This is a genomic window from Allobosea sp. GW823-FHT01F03 (genome assembly GCF_058798075.1).
This window is the reverse complement of record NZ_CM179505.1, coordinates 4,707,282-4,722,419: the sequence shown is the minus strand read 5'-3', so window position 1 is coordinate 4,722,419 and position 15,138 is coordinate 4,707,282. Positions and strand designations below refer to the sequence as shown.

The 15,138-nt window shown below is 67.3% G+C and carries 15 protein-coding genes; 11 read left to right on the top strand and 4 right to left on the bottom strand.

Translation table 11 applies throughout. From position 1 onward, the window contains the following. Nucleotides 1-4: 4 nt before the first annotated feature. The 5 genes from AC3RCC_RS22665 (at nt 5) to eda (ending at nt 4,876) form a co-directional block, all read left to right on the top strand. Nucleotides 5-853 (top strand): ABC transporter ATP-binding protein, encoded by an 849-nt coding sequence (locus AC3RCC_RS22665; RefSeq protein ID WP_492256657.1) that lies wholly within the window; start codon nt 5-7, stop codon nt 851-853. Continuing rightward, entirely contained in the window at nt 850-1,605 is a 756-nt protein-coding gene (locus tag AC3RCC_RS22660; protein ID WP_291644752.1) for an ABC transporter ATP-binding protein, read from the top strand. Before AC3RCC_RS22665 ends, AC3RCC_RS22660 begins: the two co-directional genes overlap by 4 nt. A 325-nt stretch (nt 1,606-1,930) precedes the next feature. Beyond that, nucleotides 1,931-3,439, top strand: a complete 1,509-nt coding sequence (gene zwf, locus AC3RCC_RS22655; RefSeq protein ID WP_291644754.1) for a glucose-6-phosphate dehydrogenase — start codon at nt 1,931-1,933, stop codon at nt 3,437-3,439. After that, complete coding sequence (pgl, locus tag AC3RCC_RS22650; RefSeq protein WP_492256656.1) at nt 3,436-4,125, top strand: 6-phosphogluconolactonase; 690 nt, start codon at nt 3,436-3,438, stop codon at nt 4,123-4,125. The genes zwf and pgl overlap by 4 nt, the downstream gene beginning before the upstream one ends. Nucleotides 4,126-4,225: 100 nt before the next feature. Further along, nucleotides 4,226-4,876, top strand: coding sequence for a bifunctional 4-hydroxy-2-oxoglutarate aldolase/2-dehydro-3-deoxy-phosphogluconate aldolase (gene eda / locus AC3RCC_RS22645; RefSeq protein ID WP_492256655.1), 651 nt, complete (start codon nt 4,226-4,228; stop codon nt 4,874-4,876). On the opposite strand, the gene AC3RCC_RS22640 is transcribed toward eda, so the two are convergent. Next, a complete protein-coding gene (locus AC3RCC_RS22640) occupies nt 4,873-5,442 on the bottom strand; it encodes a DUF2239 family protein (RefSeq protein WP_492256654.1) in 570 nt (189 codons plus the stop codon). The genes eda and AC3RCC_RS22640 overlap by 4 nt on opposite strands. A gap of 99 nt (nt 5,443-5,541) precedes the next feature. Between AC3RCC_RS22640 and AC3RCC_RS22635 the strand changes: the two genes are divergently transcribed. Then, nucleotides 5,542-5,877: a GIY-YIG nuclease family protein gene (locus AC3RCC_RS22635; protein WP_291641142.1), complete on the top strand. Its 336-nt coding sequence runs from the start codon at nt 5,542-5,544 to the stop codon at nt 5,875-5,877. Between the two features lie 183 nt (nt 5,878-6,060). Here AC3RCC_RS22635 and AC3RCC_RS22630 read toward each other — a convergent pair whose 3' ends face one another. Both AC3RCC_RS22630 and AC3RCC_RS22625 read right to left on the bottom strand, forming a co-directional pair. Continuing rightward, nucleotides 6,061-7,167: an NAD(P)/FAD-dependent oxidoreductase gene (locus AC3RCC_RS22630; protein WP_492256653.1), complete on the bottom strand. Its 1,107-nt coding sequence runs from the start codon at nt 7,165-7,167 to the stop codon at nt 6,061-6,063. A gap of 11 nt (nt 7,168-7,178) precedes the next feature. After that, a complete protein-coding gene (locus AC3RCC_RS22625; RefSeq protein WP_291637304.1) occupies nt 7,179-8,354 on the bottom strand; it encodes a M20 aminoacylase family protein in 1,176 nt (391 codons plus the stop codon). Between the two features lie 223 nt (nt 8,355-8,577). On the opposite strand from AC3RCC_RS22625, the gene AC3RCC_RS22620 reads away from it, so the two are divergent. After that, nucleotides 8,578-8,973: a (R)-mandelonitrile lyase gene (locus AC3RCC_RS22620; protein WP_291637302.1), complete on the top strand. Its 396-nt coding sequence runs from the start codon at nt 8,578-8,580 to the stop codon at nt 8,971-8,973. 107 nt (nt 8,974-9,080) lie between these two features. Continuing rightward, a complete protein-coding gene (locus AC3RCC_RS22615; protein WP_492256652.1) occupies nt 9,081-9,689 on the top strand; it encodes a hypothetical protein in 609 nt (202 codons plus the stop codon). Between the two features lie 51 nt (nt 9,690-9,740). Here the strand turns inward: AC3RCC_RS22615 and AC3RCC_RS22610 are convergent, their stop codons facing one another. After that, on the bottom strand, nt 9,741-10,709 hold the full coding sequence (locus AC3RCC_RS22610) for a threonine ammonia-lyase (protein ID WP_291637300.1): 969 nt from the start codon (nt 10,707-10,709) through the stop codon (nt 9,741-9,743). 228 nt (nt 10,710-10,937) lie between these two features. On the opposite strand from AC3RCC_RS22610, the gene argE reads away from it, so the two are divergent. The 3 genes from argE to AC3RCC_RS22595 all read left to right on the top strand — a co-directional run bounded on the left by argE (nt 10,938) and on the right by AC3RCC_RS22595 (nt 15,128). Next, nucleotides 10,938-12,086, top strand: coding sequence for an acetylornithine deacetylase (argE, locus tag AC3RCC_RS22605; RefSeq protein WP_492256651.1), 1,149 nt, complete (start codon nt 10,938-10,940; stop codon nt 12,084-12,086). Between the two features lie 238 nt (nt 12,087-12,324). Continuing rightward, a complete protein-coding gene (locus AC3RCC_RS22600; RefSeq protein WP_465247497.1) occupies nt 12,325-13,911 on the top strand; it encodes an ABC transporter substrate-binding protein in 1,587 nt (528 codons plus the stop codon). Between the two features lie 236 nt (nt 13,912-14,147). After that, nucleotides 14,148-15,128 carry an ABC transporter permease gene (locus tag AC3RCC_RS22595; protein ID WP_291637297.1) on the top strand — a complete coding sequence of 327 codons (981 nt, stop codon included), beginning with the start codon at nt 14,148-14,150 and terminating at the stop codon, nt 15,126-15,128. Nucleotides 15,129-15,138: the final 10 nt, after the last annotated feature.

The following is a 15,138-nucleotide window of genomic DNA, read 5'->3' as shown; positions in this document are numbered from 1 at the left end:
CAAGATGAACGCAAGCTCTGATCAAATCCTGCTCGCGCTCGACGATCTGCGCGTCGATTTCCACACCCCGACCGGCATCGTCAATGCGGTGCGCGGGCTCTCCTTCACGCTCGGCCGCGAGCGGCTCGGCATCGTCGGCGAATCCGGTTCCGGCAAGTCGATGACCGGCCGTGCCATCCTCGATTTGATCCCGCATCCCGGCGTGGTCACGGCGAAGCGGATGGAATTCCGCGGTCAGGATCTGACGGCGATGGACAAGGGCAGCCGCCGCAAGCTGCGCGGCCGCCATATCTCGATGGTGATGCAGGACCCGAAATTCTCGCTGAATCCGGTCCAGACCGTCGGCGACCAGATCGCCGAGGCCTATCGCGTCCACCACAAGGCGAGCGCGCGCGAGGCCAAGGAGCGCAGCCTCGCTATGCTCGAGGCGGTGCAGATCCGTGAGCCCGCCCGCGTCTACGGGCTCTATCCGCACGAGGTCTCGGGCGGCATGGGCCAGCGCGTGATGATCGCGATGATGCTGATCGCCGAGCCGGACATCCTGATCGCCGACGAGCCGACCTCGGCCCTCGACGTCACGGTCCAGCTCCAGATCCTCAAGATCCTCGACGATCTCGTCACTAGCCGCGGCATGGGGCTGATCTTCATCAGCCATGATCTGCATCTGGTGAAGTCGTTCTGCGACCGTGTCATCGTGATGTATGGCGGCAAGGCGATGGAGACCCTGCCGGCGAGCGAGCTCGACCGGGCCCAGCACCCCTATACGCGCGGGCTGCTCGGCTGCCTGCCCGATCTCGACCATCCCCGCGACAAGCTCGCGACCCTCACCCGCGACCCGGCATGGCTGGCATGACTACACAACCCGCCATCACCGTCGAGAAGCTCAACGTTTCCTTCGGCGATTCCCATGTCGTGAAGGACCTCTCCTTCGCCGTCTCGCCGGGCGAGAGCTATGGCATCGTCGGCGAATCCGGCTCCGGCAAGTCGACCGTGCTGCGTGTGCTCGCCGGCCTCAACCGCGAGTGGAGCGGCGAGGTCGACATTCTCGGCAAGCGCCAGCCCAAGATCCGCGACAAGGCCTTCTACCGGGCCGTGCAGATGGTCTTCCAGGACCCTTACGGTTCGCTGCATCCGAAGAAGACCGTCGACGATACGCTGGCCGAGCCGCTCGCCATCCACGGCCTCCGCGATGCGGAGGCGAAGATCACCCGCGCCATGGCGGATGTCGGCCTGCCGGCCTCCTTCCGCTTCCGCTTCCCGCATCAGCTCTCGGGTGGACAGCGCCAGCGCGTCGCCATCGCCCGCGCTCTGGTGCTGGAGCCAACGATCCTCCTGCTCGACGAGCCGACCTCGGCGCTCGACGTCTCGATCCAGGCCGAGGTGCTGAACCTGCTGCAGGCGCTGCGCCAGGAGCGCAAGCTCACCTATATCCTGGTCAGCCACGATCTCGCCGTCGTCGGCCATATGTGCGAGCGGCTGCTGGTCATGCAGTTCGGCCGCGGTGTCGAGGAGATGAGCGCCGAAACGCTCGCCGCGCGCACGCCGCGGACGGACTATGCCCGGCAATTGCTGATCGCGAGCGAGGGCTTTCGCCGGGCGGGGTAGCAGCGTCCTCCCCGTCTCCCCTTGCGGGAGAAGGGGCCCGAAGGGCCGGATGAGGAGTCGCTCCGACCTTGCCGCGTCATGGTCGGGCTTGTCCCGACCATCCACGTCTTCGCCGGTCGAGCTGTCATGATCCAAGACGTGGATGCTCGCCACAAGGGCGAGCATGACGGAGAGGTCGCAAGGCCCCTCGCCCTAACCCTCTCCCGCAAGGGGAGAGGGGATAGGTCGCGGCACCCCGTTCCCCAAAGCGTTTGGCAAGCTGCGTGCTTGGTCGCATTGTCGTCGCAGGATTCGGCTCCACTGGGCCGCCCAGGAGTATGCCGTCATGGACGCCATCGCCGAACGCCTGCTGAAGCCGGAGGCTGCACCCGAGCGCACGCCGGTGCCGCCCTTCGATCTGGTGATCTTCGGCGCCGGCGGCGACCTCGCCTTGCGCAAGCTCTTTCCGGCGCTGGCGCAGCGCAATGAGGAGGGCGTTCTGCCGGCCGAGAGCCGCATCCTCGGCATCGTCCGCAAGCAGGAGGATCTCGAAGGCATTCCGCGCGAGATCGCCGGCAAGCTCGCCGCGGCGGGCTTGTCGTCCGAGCGCATCGCCGCCTTCCAGCGTCGCCTGACCATGGTGCTGCTCGATGCGGTGAAGCCCGAGACCTATGGCGCGCTGAAGGAGGCGCTCGGCGAGTCCGAGCATGTCCGCTCCTTCTATCTCTCGACGCCGCCGGACCTGTTCATCCCGATCTGCGAGAACCTCGCCAGCTCCGGCATCCTGACGCCGACCTCGCGCGTCATCCTGGAGAAGCCGCTCGGGCGCGATCTTCACTCGGCGCGGGCCATCAACGACGCCGTCGCCCGTATCCTGCCGGAAAGCCGGACCTACCGGATCGATCATTATCTCGGCAAGGAGACGGTGCAGAACCTGCTCGTCCTGCGCTTCGCCAACACGCTGTTCGAGCGCTCCTGGTCGAGCCGCGACATCGACAATGTCCAGATCACGGTGGCCGAGACGGTCGGGCTCGAATCGCGTGCCGGCTATTACGACAAGGCCGGGCATCTGCGCGACATGGTCCAGAACCACGTGCTGCAGCTGCTCTGCCTCTTCGCCATCGAGCCGCCAAACCTGCTCGAGGCCGATGCGGTGCGTGACGAGAAGGTCCGCGTGCTCAAGGCGCTCAGGCCGATCGTCGGCCCCGACGTCCAGCGCTGGACCGTGCGCGGCCAGTACGGGCCGGGCGTCATCGAGGGCCAGAGGGTCAAGGGCTATGCCGACGAGCTCGGCCATGCCAGCAACACCGAGACCTTCGTCTCGATCCGCTGCGAGCTCGACACCTGGCGCTGGGCCGGCGTGCCGATCTATCTGCGCACCGGCAAGCGCATGGCGCAGCGCTATTCCGAGATCGCCGTCACCTTCAAGCCGGTGCCGCACTCGATCTTCGGCAATCCCGGCGATTGCGGCCGCCTCGACGCCAACCGCCTCGTCATCCGCCTGCAGCCCAATGACGGCGTGCAGATGCAGTTGATGATGAAGGTGCCGGGCTCCGGCAAGCTCAAGATCGTGCCGCGCCAGCTCGATCTGCGTTACGAGACCGCCTTCGACGTGCGCACGCCCGACGCCTATGAGCGCCTGCTCACCGATGTGATCCGCGGCGACCAAACCCTGTTCATGCGCCGCGACGAGGTCGAACAGGCCTGGACCTGGATCGACCCGATCCTCGCCGGCTGGCAGGAATACTACCCCCAGCCGCATCGCTATGCCGCCGGTTCCTGGGGGCCGTCCCAGGCGATCGGGCTGATCGAGCGCGAGGGCCGTTCCTGGGCCGATCCGGAGTTCGGTGAATGAGCACTGCCGGCCCGCTGTTGCGCCACCGCTTCGAGACGCTGGCCGATGCCTCGGCGGCTTTGGCCGAGGCCGTCGCGGTCAGGCTGCGCGCTTGCGTCGACGAGCGGGGCAGGGCGCTTCTCGCCGTGCCCGGCGGCACCACGCCGGCGCGTTTCCTCGCTGCCCTCGCCGAGCACGAGCTGCCCTGGGAGAAGGTCACGGTCATGCCGACCGACGAGCGGTTCGTCGCGCCGGATGACCTGGCCTCGAACGAGCGGATGATCCGCGCCGCCTTCGCTCCCTTGCGTGACGGGCGCGCCGGCTTCGTTTCCTTTCACAGTTGCGGCGACGATCTCGCCGCCGCGGCCGCGAGCCTCGACCGGCTGCTCGCCGACCTGCCGGCGCTCGACATCGTGGTCAGCGGCATGGGGGCGGACGGCCATATCGCCTCGCTCTTTCCCGGTGACGCGCGCAGCTTGTCGGCCGGTCCGGGCGTGCACGCCGTCGCTGCGACCCCGCCCGACCTGCCGCCGCGGCTCTCGCTCTCGCCGGCGCGCTTGCTCGGCGCCGGCCATGCCTGCCTGCTGATCTCCGGCCAGGAGAAGGAGCGGGTTCTGACTTCGGCGGTCGAACTGCCCGGCGCCTTCCCGGTCGGGCTCTTGCTTGGTCGCCCGCAGGGGCTCGACGTCTATTGGGCGAAGGCTTAAGCCGGGCTCCCATTGAGGTTGTGAATATCCTCAGCCCTCATCCTGAGGAGCCGCGAAGCGGCGTCTCGAAGGATGAGGGCTGAGGGAGAGATCAGGAGAGATGTCGATGTCCACCGCCCCCGAGATCGCGCGCCTTGGCGCCTGCGGCGTCGTGCCGGTCGTCGTCATCGACGAGGCGGAGATCGCCGTGCCGCTCGCCGAGGCGCTGCTCGCCGGTGGCATCGACGTCATCGAGATCACCTTGCGCCGCCCGGCTGCCATGGCTGCTCTGGAGAAGGTCGCGCGCGAATTGCCGGAAATCCTGCCGGTCGCCGGTACGGTGGTGACGCCGGCCCAGGCGGCCGAGGTCAAGAACGCCGGCGCCCGCGCCGTGGTCAGCCCCGGCTTCACCGAAAGCGTCGACGAGGCGATGAAGAAGACCGGCCTGCCCTGGCTGCCCGGCGTCGCGACGGCCTCCGACTGCATGCGTGCCGTCTCGGCGGGGCGCCTGCACTGCAAGTTCTTCCCGGCCGAGCAGGCCGGCGGCGTGCCCGGCCTCAAGGCGCTCTCCGGCCCGTTCCCGCAGATGAAGTTCTGTCCGACCGGCGGCGTCTCGCTCGCTAATCTCGGCAATTACCTCGCCTTGCCGCAGGTGCTCTGCGTCGGCGGCTCCTGGCTCGTCCCGGCCGACGCCGTGAAGAACCGCGACTGGGCGCAGGTGGCGAAGCTTGCCCGCGAAGCGCGTGAGAAGGTCGCGGAGCTGCGTGGCTAGTCCGCCTCGCCGAGGCCGCTCCAGGCCAGTTCCTGCGCATAGGTCCTGATATCTGACGGCCAGCCCGCGGCCTGAGCCCTGAAGCCGGCCTCGTCACCGGCAAACAGGGCGCGCGACGCCTCCTCGAAGCCGGGCAGGTCGCCCGCCATCGCCGCCATGAAGCGATAGGCGGTTTCTCGGGCGATGCGGGCCTGCGTCTGCCCGCCATCGCCGCGTCGTGCCTCGTCGACGAGCCGGCGCAGCGCCTGCGAGGCTCCGCCCGGCTGGGCCGAAAGCCAGTCCCAATGCCGTGGCAGCAGGGTCACTTCTCGCGCCACCACGCCGAGCTTCGGCCGGCCGCGCCCGCGCGGCTCCGCGCCGCCGAGCCGCGCGACGATTTCCGCCTCGGAGCCGCGCAGATCGAGATCGACCACCCGTCCCGTCGCATCCTCGAAGGTCAGCACGCTCGCATCCGGACGCTCGGCCAGCCGGGCGCGCACGGCGAGCGCGACCTGCGCCAGCGGCCCGCGTGCCAGCAGGGCCTCGCCATCGAAGGCGGTGCAAGGGCGGTCGGCGGTGTTGGTCATCGTCGGGCTCCGTTGTTGCGAATTAATTACCCGGATGAAATTCCTTGAGTCAATATTGCCCGGGTGATATTCGGCGGTCGATCACGACAGGAGAGCTCGATGCTGACTGAGGACAGGAAGGCCGCCGTGGCGGCCTATAAGGAGCGCAAGGTCGTCGCCGGGATTTATCTCGTGCGCTGTGGCGCGACGGGAGCGTGCTGGGCCGGGCAGGCGCCCGATCTCTCGACCATAAAGAATCGTGTCTGGTTCACGCTGCGCCATGGCAGCCACCGCCAGCGCAGCCTGCAGGCGGCCTGGAAAGCGCATGGCGAGAGCGCCTTCGTTTTCGAGGCGCTCGAGCGGCTGGACGAAAAGGCGCTGGAAGCCGGCCGCGAGCGCGTCATGAAGGCGCGGCTGGCACATTGGTGTGCGGAGCTCGGGGCGGAGGGGTTGTGAAATAGGGCTCGGGGAACCCTCTCCTGGAAGGAGAGGGCAGGGTGAGGTGTAGGCCGTTGCTCAGTTCCGTGAGCGCTCACCGCGCGGTCGGGTTCAGGCCAACGAAATCCCTCCCGAACACCTCACCCTACCCCTCTCCTTCCAGGAGAGGGAATCCCGCGCTTCCTCGCCAAGGTTGGGCGGTCAGTCCGCCAGCCGCTCGACCACCATCTCGGCGATCGCCAGCGAGCTCGTCAGTCCCGGGCTTTCGATGCCGAGCAGGTTGACCAGCCCCGGCACGCCATGGATCGACGGTCCGTCGATGCGGAAATCCGGCATCGGCTCGCTCGGCCCGTGCAGCTTCGGCCTGATCCCGGCATAGTCGGCGACGAGCGCGCCATCGGGCAGGCCCGGCCAATAGGTCCGGATCGCCGCATAGAATTTCTCCGCTCGCGCGGGATCGACGACGAGGTCCTGGTCGTCGGCGACCCATTCGACATCGGGGCCGAACTTGACCCGGCCGGCCATGTCGATCGTCGCATGGATGCCGAGGCCGGCCGCTTCCGGAATCGGGTAGACCAGATGGCTGAAGGGCTGCTTGCCGAGCAGCGAGAAATAATTGCCCTTGGCGAAATACTGCGTCGGCACATGCTCCGCCGGGAAGCCTTCGAGCTTGCCGAGCAGGCGCGGCGCGCCATGGCCGGCGGCGTTGACCACGGTGTTCGCCGTGTATGTCGCCGGATCCTCGCCGCCGAAATCGACGCTGAAGCCATCGGCCTCGCGGCGCCAGGCCAGGATCGGCGTATTGAGCGCGAGCGAGCCGCCCGCCGCCTCGCATTCGCCGAGCAGCGAGAGCATCAGGGCATGGCTGTCGACGACGCCGGTTTCAGGCGAGAGCAGGGCGATTTCGCAGGTGACCTCGGGCTCCAGCGCCCTGGCCTCGGCGGCGTCGATCCAGCGCAGCGAGGCGACGCCGGAGGCTTCGGCGCGCGCCGCGATCGTCTCCAGCGCCGGGCGCTGGCCGGCATGGGTGCCGACGATCAGCTTGCCGCAGGCCTTGTGGGGCAGGCCGCGCTCGCGAAGGTAATCGTAGAGCAGCTTGCGGCCGTCGACGCAGACCTGCGCCTTCAGCGACCCCGGCGGATAGTAGATGCCGGCATGGATGACCTCGCTGTTGCGGGCCGAGGTCTGGGTGCCGATGCCCTCGGCCGCCTCGGCGATCACGACCTCGCGGCCGGCGAGCGCAAGCGCGCGGGCCGTCGCGAGGCCGACGACGCCGGCCCCGATGACGAGACAGTCGATGTCGCTCATGCGATCCGTGCTCAGCCCGCCCGCTGCGGCATGGCGATCTCGACCAGGCTCGCCCAATAGGTCATGCCGACCGGCAGCGCCTTGTCGTTGAACTCATAGGCCGGGTGGTGCAGCCCGGCGGAGTCGCCATTGCCCATGAAGATATAGGCGCCGGGCCGCTCCTCGAGCATGAAGGAGAAATCCTCCGAGCCCATGGTCGGCGGCACCTCGGTGTCGATCGCCTCCTTGCCGAAGACGTTTTTCGTCGCGCTGGTGACGAAATCGGTCTGGCCGGCATGGTTGAAGGTCACCGGATAGCCGCGCTCGTATTCGATCTCGAAGCTCAGGCCGAAAGCCTGGGCCGTGCCGGCGACGATCTCGCGGAAGCGCTTCTCGGCGAGGTCGCGCATCTCCGGCGAGAGCGAGCGCACCGTGCCCTTGATCACGACATGTTGCGGGATGACGTTGAAGGCCTCGCCGGCCTGCAGCGCCGTCACCGAGACGACCACGGAATCGAGCGGGTCGGCATTGCGCGAGGCGATGGTCTGCAGCGAGGAGACGAGCTGGCAGGCGCCGACCAGCGGGTCGACCGTCTCGTTCGGCTTGGCGGCATGGCCGCCGCGGCCCTCGAGCTTGAGCAGGAAGCGGTCGGCCGCGGCCATCATCGGCCCCTTGCGGATCGCGAACTGGCCGATCGGCAGGCCCGGCATGTTGTGCAGCCCGTAGACCTCCTGCACGCCGAAGCGCTCCATCAGCCCGTCCTTGCACATCTCCTTGCCGCCGCCGCCGCCTTCCTCGGCCGGCTGGAAGATCATGATAGCGGTGCCGTCGAAATCGCGGGTCTGCGCCAGGTATTTTGCGGCGCCGAGCAGCATGGCGGTATGGCCGTCATGGCCGCAGGCATGCATCTTGCCGGGCACGGTCGAGCGGTGCTCGAGATTGGTTTCCTCATGGATCGGCAGCGCATCCATGTCGGCGCGCAGGCCGATGACCTTGCCGGAGCCCTGGCCCTTGCCCTTGATCACGCCGACGACGCCGGTACGCCCGATGCCGGTGACGACCTCGTCGACCCCCCATTCCCGGAGCTTGTCGGCGACGATGCCGGCGGTGCGGTTCACATCGAAGAGCAGCTCGGGATGGCGATGGAAATCGCGACGGATCGCCGTGATCTCGGGCTCGATCGCCGCGATGAGTTCGGATTTGGGCATCGTATCCTCGGGCCGTTGGCGGCAACTTCACAGAAATCGGGTTGCCTGGTGCGGCAAGCTAGCGCGAGCGGGCGCACCCTGTCCAAGCCGATTGCGGCATGAGGGGGAAGAAGCGCGCGAATGGCGGCACCACGCAATCCGCTTGATCCCGGCGGCCGTCGGTCCTTGGATGTCCGGCCTGTCGGGGCGCTCGCGAGAGGCGCCGCGAATTAGCGAGGACGTCATGGAAATCAAGCGAAGCGGATCGCAGCCTTCGGGCAAGGGCCCGGCGGAATACTTCACCGGCCAGGTCCGGATCGACCCGTTGTTCAATCCGCCGGATCCCGCGCGCATCGCCACCGCGCACGTCACCTTCGAGCCGGGCGCGCGCACGGCCTGGCACACGCACCCGCTTGGCCAGACCTTGATCGTCACCGCCGGCTGCGGCTGGGCACAGCGCGAAGGCGGGCCGGTCGAGGAGATCAGGGCCGGCGATGTGGTCTGGTTCCCGCCCGGCGAAAGGCATTGGCACGGCGCCACTGCGGCGACCGCGATGAGCCATATCGCCCTGCAGGAGCGCCTCGACGGCGAGACCGTCAAATGGCTGGATCACGTTACGGAAGAGCAGTATCGTCGCTGAGTTCGGGGGTTGCTTCCGAGCTTTCGGCAGCGCTTTCGAGAGGATGGAACGCGCGTCGTCTTCGTGCGTTCCGGCTGAATAGCCATCGCTTTGAATGGGAGGCCGCCATGCGCCGCCTGATCGTTCTCGCCGCTTCTTTAGTGTTCTTTTCGAGCTTCATGGTCGATGACGCGCCGGCACAGGCCCTGAGCGACAGGGCGGTCCATGGCGGCGGCGTGCGAGGCGGCGGTTTCGGCTATGGTGGCCGCGGCTTCGCCGGAGCGGGTTTCGGAGGCTATCGGGGCTCTGTCTATCGCGGTAGCGGCTTCTATCGGGGTGGGGTCGGCTGGGGCTATCGGCCGGCCCGCGGGTATGGCGGCGGCTATTATGGCCGGCCCGCCTATTGGCGCCGCGGTTACTACAACAATTACTGGGGCTGGGGCGCCGGGGCGCTGGCTGCCGGGGCGCTCATCGGGGCCGCCGCGACCTATCCCTATTATGGCTCGTCCTACTACTACGACACGCCCGGCTACTATGGCGGCGACTATTACGGCGGGCCCTATTATGCGCGGCCCTATTACGCTGCACCGGTCTATGCGGCGCCGATCTCGTCAGGAATCGGCGGCTATTGCCGCACGCCGGTCCGGACCTGCCAGCTGATCAATCCAGCCGAACTCGGCGGCGGGTGCTCCTGCCGTGTCGCTGGCGGGCGGGCCCGCGGCGTCGTCGTTCCCTGACGATCGTGCAGGGAGCACGACGAGCGCCTGGGCTCCCGGCTTTAAGTCGTTTCAGAGCCCGAACTGCTGGCGCCAGCTCTCGATGTCCTCCAGCGCGACATTGGAGCCGCACAGGACCAGCGCGACGCGGTCGCCCGGCTTGAAGCTGTCCTTGCGCGCCAGCGCTGCTGCGACCGTGCAGGAGGCGGCCGGCTCGAGCAGGACGCGGCCGTTCTGCAGCACCCAGAGCAATTCGCGCACGGCGTCCGCATCCGGCACCAGCACGATCTCCTCGAGGAAATCCCGGGCCGCCGCCATCGTCCGCTCGGTGGCGAAGGGAGCGCCGAGCGTGCGGGCGATCGAGGTCGGGCGGATCGGCACCGGCTTTCCGGCTGCGAGCGCCTGCGTCATCGTCGTCGCGCCCTCGGTTTCGACGCCGTGGATGCGCACCGCAGGGTCGAGCCCCTTCAGCGCCGCCCCGACACCGGCAGAGAAACCGCCGCCGCCGATCGAGATGAAGACATGGTCGAGCCGGCCGCCGGCGTCCGCCGCGAGTTCGAGGCCGACCGTGCCATGGCCGGCGATGATCGCAGGGTCATCATAGGAATGGACATTGGTCATACCCTTGGCTTCGTATTCCTCGGCCTTGGCGAAGGCGGCGATCGAATCCTCGCAGAGCTCGACCTCGCCGCCCGCTTCCTTGGTCAGGCGGATGTTCAGCGGCGCGACGTTCTTCGGCATCAGCACCAGCGCCTTGATGCCGAGCAGGCTCGACACCAGCGAGACGGCGATGGCGTGGTTGCCGCCGGAGACGGTGACGACGCCGCGGGCCTTTTCCGCATCCGAGAGGCCGAGCAGCTTGTTGTAGCAGCCGCGTACCTTGAACGAGCCGGCGAGCTGCAGGCTCTCGACCTTGACCACGGTCTCGACGCCGAGCCGCTCGGACAGGCCGGCGCTGAGGAAGGTCGGCGTCCGCCTGACCTTGCCGGCGATGCGGCTGGCGGCGGCCTGGATGTCGGCGAGGGTGACGTCGAAGGACATGGCGGACTCACGAGAGGACGTTGCTCGGTCGGCACAACAGCGCGCCGCGCCCGGCCGGGTCAAGCGCGGCGCGCGCATGGCCATGGCATTTCGGGCGGTGCCCGAGGGCGGCCGTCATGCGTTCGCACGGGCGCCGGCGAGCCATTGCCGGCAATTGACCTTGCGCGGTGCCGGCGTAGCCTGCCTCTCGGCTCATGCCTATCGGCCAGTCCCTGGAGAAATCTGCCCGTGCGTTACACCCCGAAGGAAATGCTGGCCAAGCTGGTCTCGTTCAACACCGAATCGCAGCGCAGCAATGTCGAACTGATCCATTTCTGCCGCGACTACCTTGCGGCCCATGGTGTCGAGAGCTCGATCGTGCCGAGCCCGGATGGCTTCAAGGCCAATCTCTACGCCACCATCGGCCCCAAGGCGGATGGCGGGGTCGTCCTTTCCGGCCATACCGATGTCGTCCCCGTCGAGGGGCAGGACTGGAGCTCGGACCCGTGGACGCTGACCGAGCGCGACGGCAAGCTCTATGGGCGCGGCAGCTGCGATATGAAGGGCTTCGACGCCATCGCGCTCGCCCTGGTGCCGGAGATGCTGGCCGCCGGGCTGAAGCGGCCCGTCCATATCGCCCTGTCCTATGACGAGGAGGTCGGCTGCATCGGCGCCCGCTATCTGATCGACGCCATGGCGGCCGCCGGGGTCAAGCCTTCGGCGGTGATCGTCGGCGAGCCCTCGATGATGCAGGTCGTCACCGGCCACAAGGGTGGCACCCGGATGAAGACCACGGTGCGCGGCCATGCCGTGCATTCCAGCCGCGTCGACATCGGCGTGCCCGCCGTGATGGTCGCCGGCAAGCTGATCGCCTGGCATGACGAGGTCATGGAGGAGAACAAGGCCAAGGTGCAGCCGGGCGTTCCCTTCGAGCCGCCTTACTCGACGCTGCATGTCGGCGTCGTCGAGGGCGGCACGGCGGTCAACATCACCGCCGAGCATTGCGCCTTCAGCCACGAGGTCCGCGTCATGCCGGGCGACGACAGCGACTATGTCGCCCGCTATCGCGCGAGGATGGCCGAGCTCGAGGGGCCGATGAAGGCGATCGCGCCGGAGACCGGCATCGCCATGGAGATCACCTCCTACACGCCGCCGCTCGCGCCGGAGAAGGAGGGCGCGGCCGAAGGGCTGGCGCGTCGCCTCACCGGCGATAATGGCAGCCATGTCGTGGCCTATGGCACCGAGGGCGGGCTGTTCCAGGCGGCGGGCTGGTCGACAGTGGTCTGTGGCCCCGGCGACATCGCCCAGGCGCACCAGCCGGACGAGTTCATCACCGTCGCCCAGCTCGACGCCGGAACCGCGTTCGTTCGTGCGCTGATCGCGGATCTGGCCCGCTGAGAACGCAAGGCGAGGCGCGTTTGCGCGGGAAAGTGACCGCAGGCTCGCATGAACGTGCGTTGTGAAGTTTCGTTTCGCAATAAAATTCGATCCGGGGCGAAGCGTGCGGCGCACACTGGACGCGGGCTTCGAAGCACCTCTAATCTGCCGTCTTCCTCGGATCGTCGCCAGTCTGTGCGGCGATCCGGATCCCGCTCCTGGGGAGGAGCGGTAACAACAAATCGGGAGAACGCTCTTCATGTCCTTCAAGACCCATTGCCTGGCGGCCGTAGCGGCGCTGGCTCTGATGTGCGGTACGGCCCAGGCGCAGACGCTGCGCTATGCCAACCAGGGCGAGTTGAAGTCGCTCGACCCGTATACCGTCAACGAGACCACCACCAACGCCCATCTCGGTCACCCCTATGAAGGGCTGACGGCGCGCGGCAAGGATCTCAAGATCGAGCCCGCCCTTGCCGAGAAGTGGGAGATCTCCCCCGACGGCCTGAAGTGGCGCTTCTATCTGCGCAAGAACGTGAAGTTCCATGGCGGCGAGGATTTCACCGCCGACGACGTGATCTTCTCGGCCGAGCGCGTCCGCTCGCAGGGTTCCAACTTCACCACCCGCGTCCCGACCAGCGCCAAGTTCGTCAAGGTCGACGACCACACCGTCGACGTGATCCTGACCGCCGCGAACCCGATCCTGAACGCGCAGTGGGACACTTGGTACATCATGTCGAAGAAGTGGGCGGAGGCGAACAACGCCGTCGCCCCGACGCCGGCCGCCGCGACCACGCCGAGCCACGCCTCGTTGAACGCCAACGGCACCGGCCCCTACAAGATCGAGAGCCACCAGCCGGGCGTGAAGACCGTCTTCAAGCTCAACGAGAACTACTGGAAGAAGATCGAGGGCAACATCAAGGAGATCGTCTTCACGCCGATCGCCTCGGATGCGACGCGCGTCGCGGCCCTGCTCTCCGGCGAGGTCGACGTGATCGAGCCGGTTCCGATCCAGGACATCCAGCGCGTCAACGCCTCGGGCAACGCCCAGGTCCTGACCGGGCCGGAGCTGCGCACCATCTTCCTCGGCATGGACCAGACCCGTGACGAGCTGCTGGAATCCAGCGTCAAGGGCAAGAATCCCTTCAAGGATGTCCGCGTTCGCCAGGCCTTCTTCCAGGCGATCGACATCGAGACGATCAAGAGCCGCGTCATGCGTGGTCTCTCGACGCCCTCGGCCCTGATGATCGCGCCGGAGCTGTTCCCGCATGCCGGCTTCACCCGCGCCAAGTTCGACACCGAAGCCTCGAAGAAGCTCTTGGCGGAAGCCGGCTATCCGAACGGCTTCGAGGTCGGCATGGACTGCCCGAACGACCGCTACGTCAATGACGGCCAGATCTGCCAGGCCGTGGTCGGCATGCTGGCGCGCGCCGGCATCAAGGTGAACTTGAATGCCCAGCCCAAGGGCCAGTACTTCGCCAAGGTGCTGAAGTCCGGTGGCTACAAGACCTCGTTCTACCTGCTCGGCTGGACGCCCGGCACCTTCGACAGCCACAACGTCCTGCACGACATCATCGGCTGCCGCGATGTCGCCGGCTCCTCGCGCGGCGAGTCGAATCTCGGCAATTACTGCAACAAGAAGGTCGACGAGCTGACCGACAAGATCCTTGTCGAGTCCGACACCGCCAAGCGCGACGCGATGATCAAGGAAGCCTACAAGATCTCGGTCGACGAGTTCGGCTACATCCCGCTGCACCAGCAGGCGCTGGCCTGGGGCGTGTCGAAGAAGGTCAAGCTCGCTCAGCGCGCCGACAATTCGGTGCTGCTCTATTACGCCACCAAGGAGTGACGGCGTGCGGTGCGCGGCCTAGGCCGCGCACCGTTCTTCCCGTCGACTCACCCGCGCCGTCATCCGGACAAGCGGCGTAGCCGTGTCGATCCGGGATCGATCGGGGGCGTTGCGCTCCACGATGGAGCCCCGGATTCCGGCTTTGCTGTTTCCGGGGTGACGACGCGTATCGGTGACGGAGAGCTGTCCGGCTCGCCGGTACCGACGGGTTTCGCGTTTAAAGAACCAAGGCGATCATGCTCGCATTCATTCTGCGTCGGTTGTTCCAGTCGCTTCTCGTCATGCTGGCGGTGGCGCTGATCGCCTTCGCCATGTTCCGCTTCGTCGGCGACCCGGTGAACCAGCTCGTCTCGCTCGATACGCCCCAGGAGCAGGTCGCGCAGATCCGCAAATCGCTCGGGCTAGACGAGCCGGTCGTCGTCCAGTTCGCGCGCTATATCTACAATGCGGCGCGGCTCGAATTCGGCGTCTCCTACCAGTTCCGCCTGCCGGTGATCATGCTGCTCGGCGAGCGCGCCCCGGCGACGCTGGAGCTCGCCTTCATGTCGGCGCTGTTCTCGCTGCTCGTCGGCATACCCATGGGCGTCTACACGGCGCTGCGCCGCGACAGCTGGCTCGCCAAGCTGTTCCAGGCCGTCTCGCTCATCGGCATCAGCCTGCCGACCTTCCTGATCGGCATCCTTTTGATCTACCTGTTCTCGGTGACGCTCGGCTGGCTGCCCTCCTTCGGGCGCGGCGAGGTCGTCAAGATCGGCAACTGGTGGACTACCGGCCTGCTCACGGCCTCGGGCTGGAAGGCGCTGATCCTGCCTTCGATCACGCTCGGCCTGTTCCAGATGACGCTGATCATGCGCCTCGTCCGGGCCGAGATGCTGGAGGTGCTGCGCACCGACTACATCAAGTTCGCGAGGGCGCGCGGCCTCAAGACCCGCGCCATCCATTTCGGTCACGCCCTGAAGAACACCTTGGTACCGGTCATCACCATCGCCGGCCTCCAGCTCGGCTCGATCATCGCCTTCGCCATCATCACCGAGACGGTGTTCCAGTGGCCGGGCATGGGCCTGCTCTTCCTGAAGGCGGTTCAGCAGGTCGATATCCCGATCATGGCGGCCTATCTGATCCTGATCTCGTTCCTCTTCGTCACCATCAACCTGATCGTCGACCTGCTCTACGCCGCGGTCGACCCGCGCCTGCGCGCGACGGTCGGCGCGCATTGAAGGCGGGAGA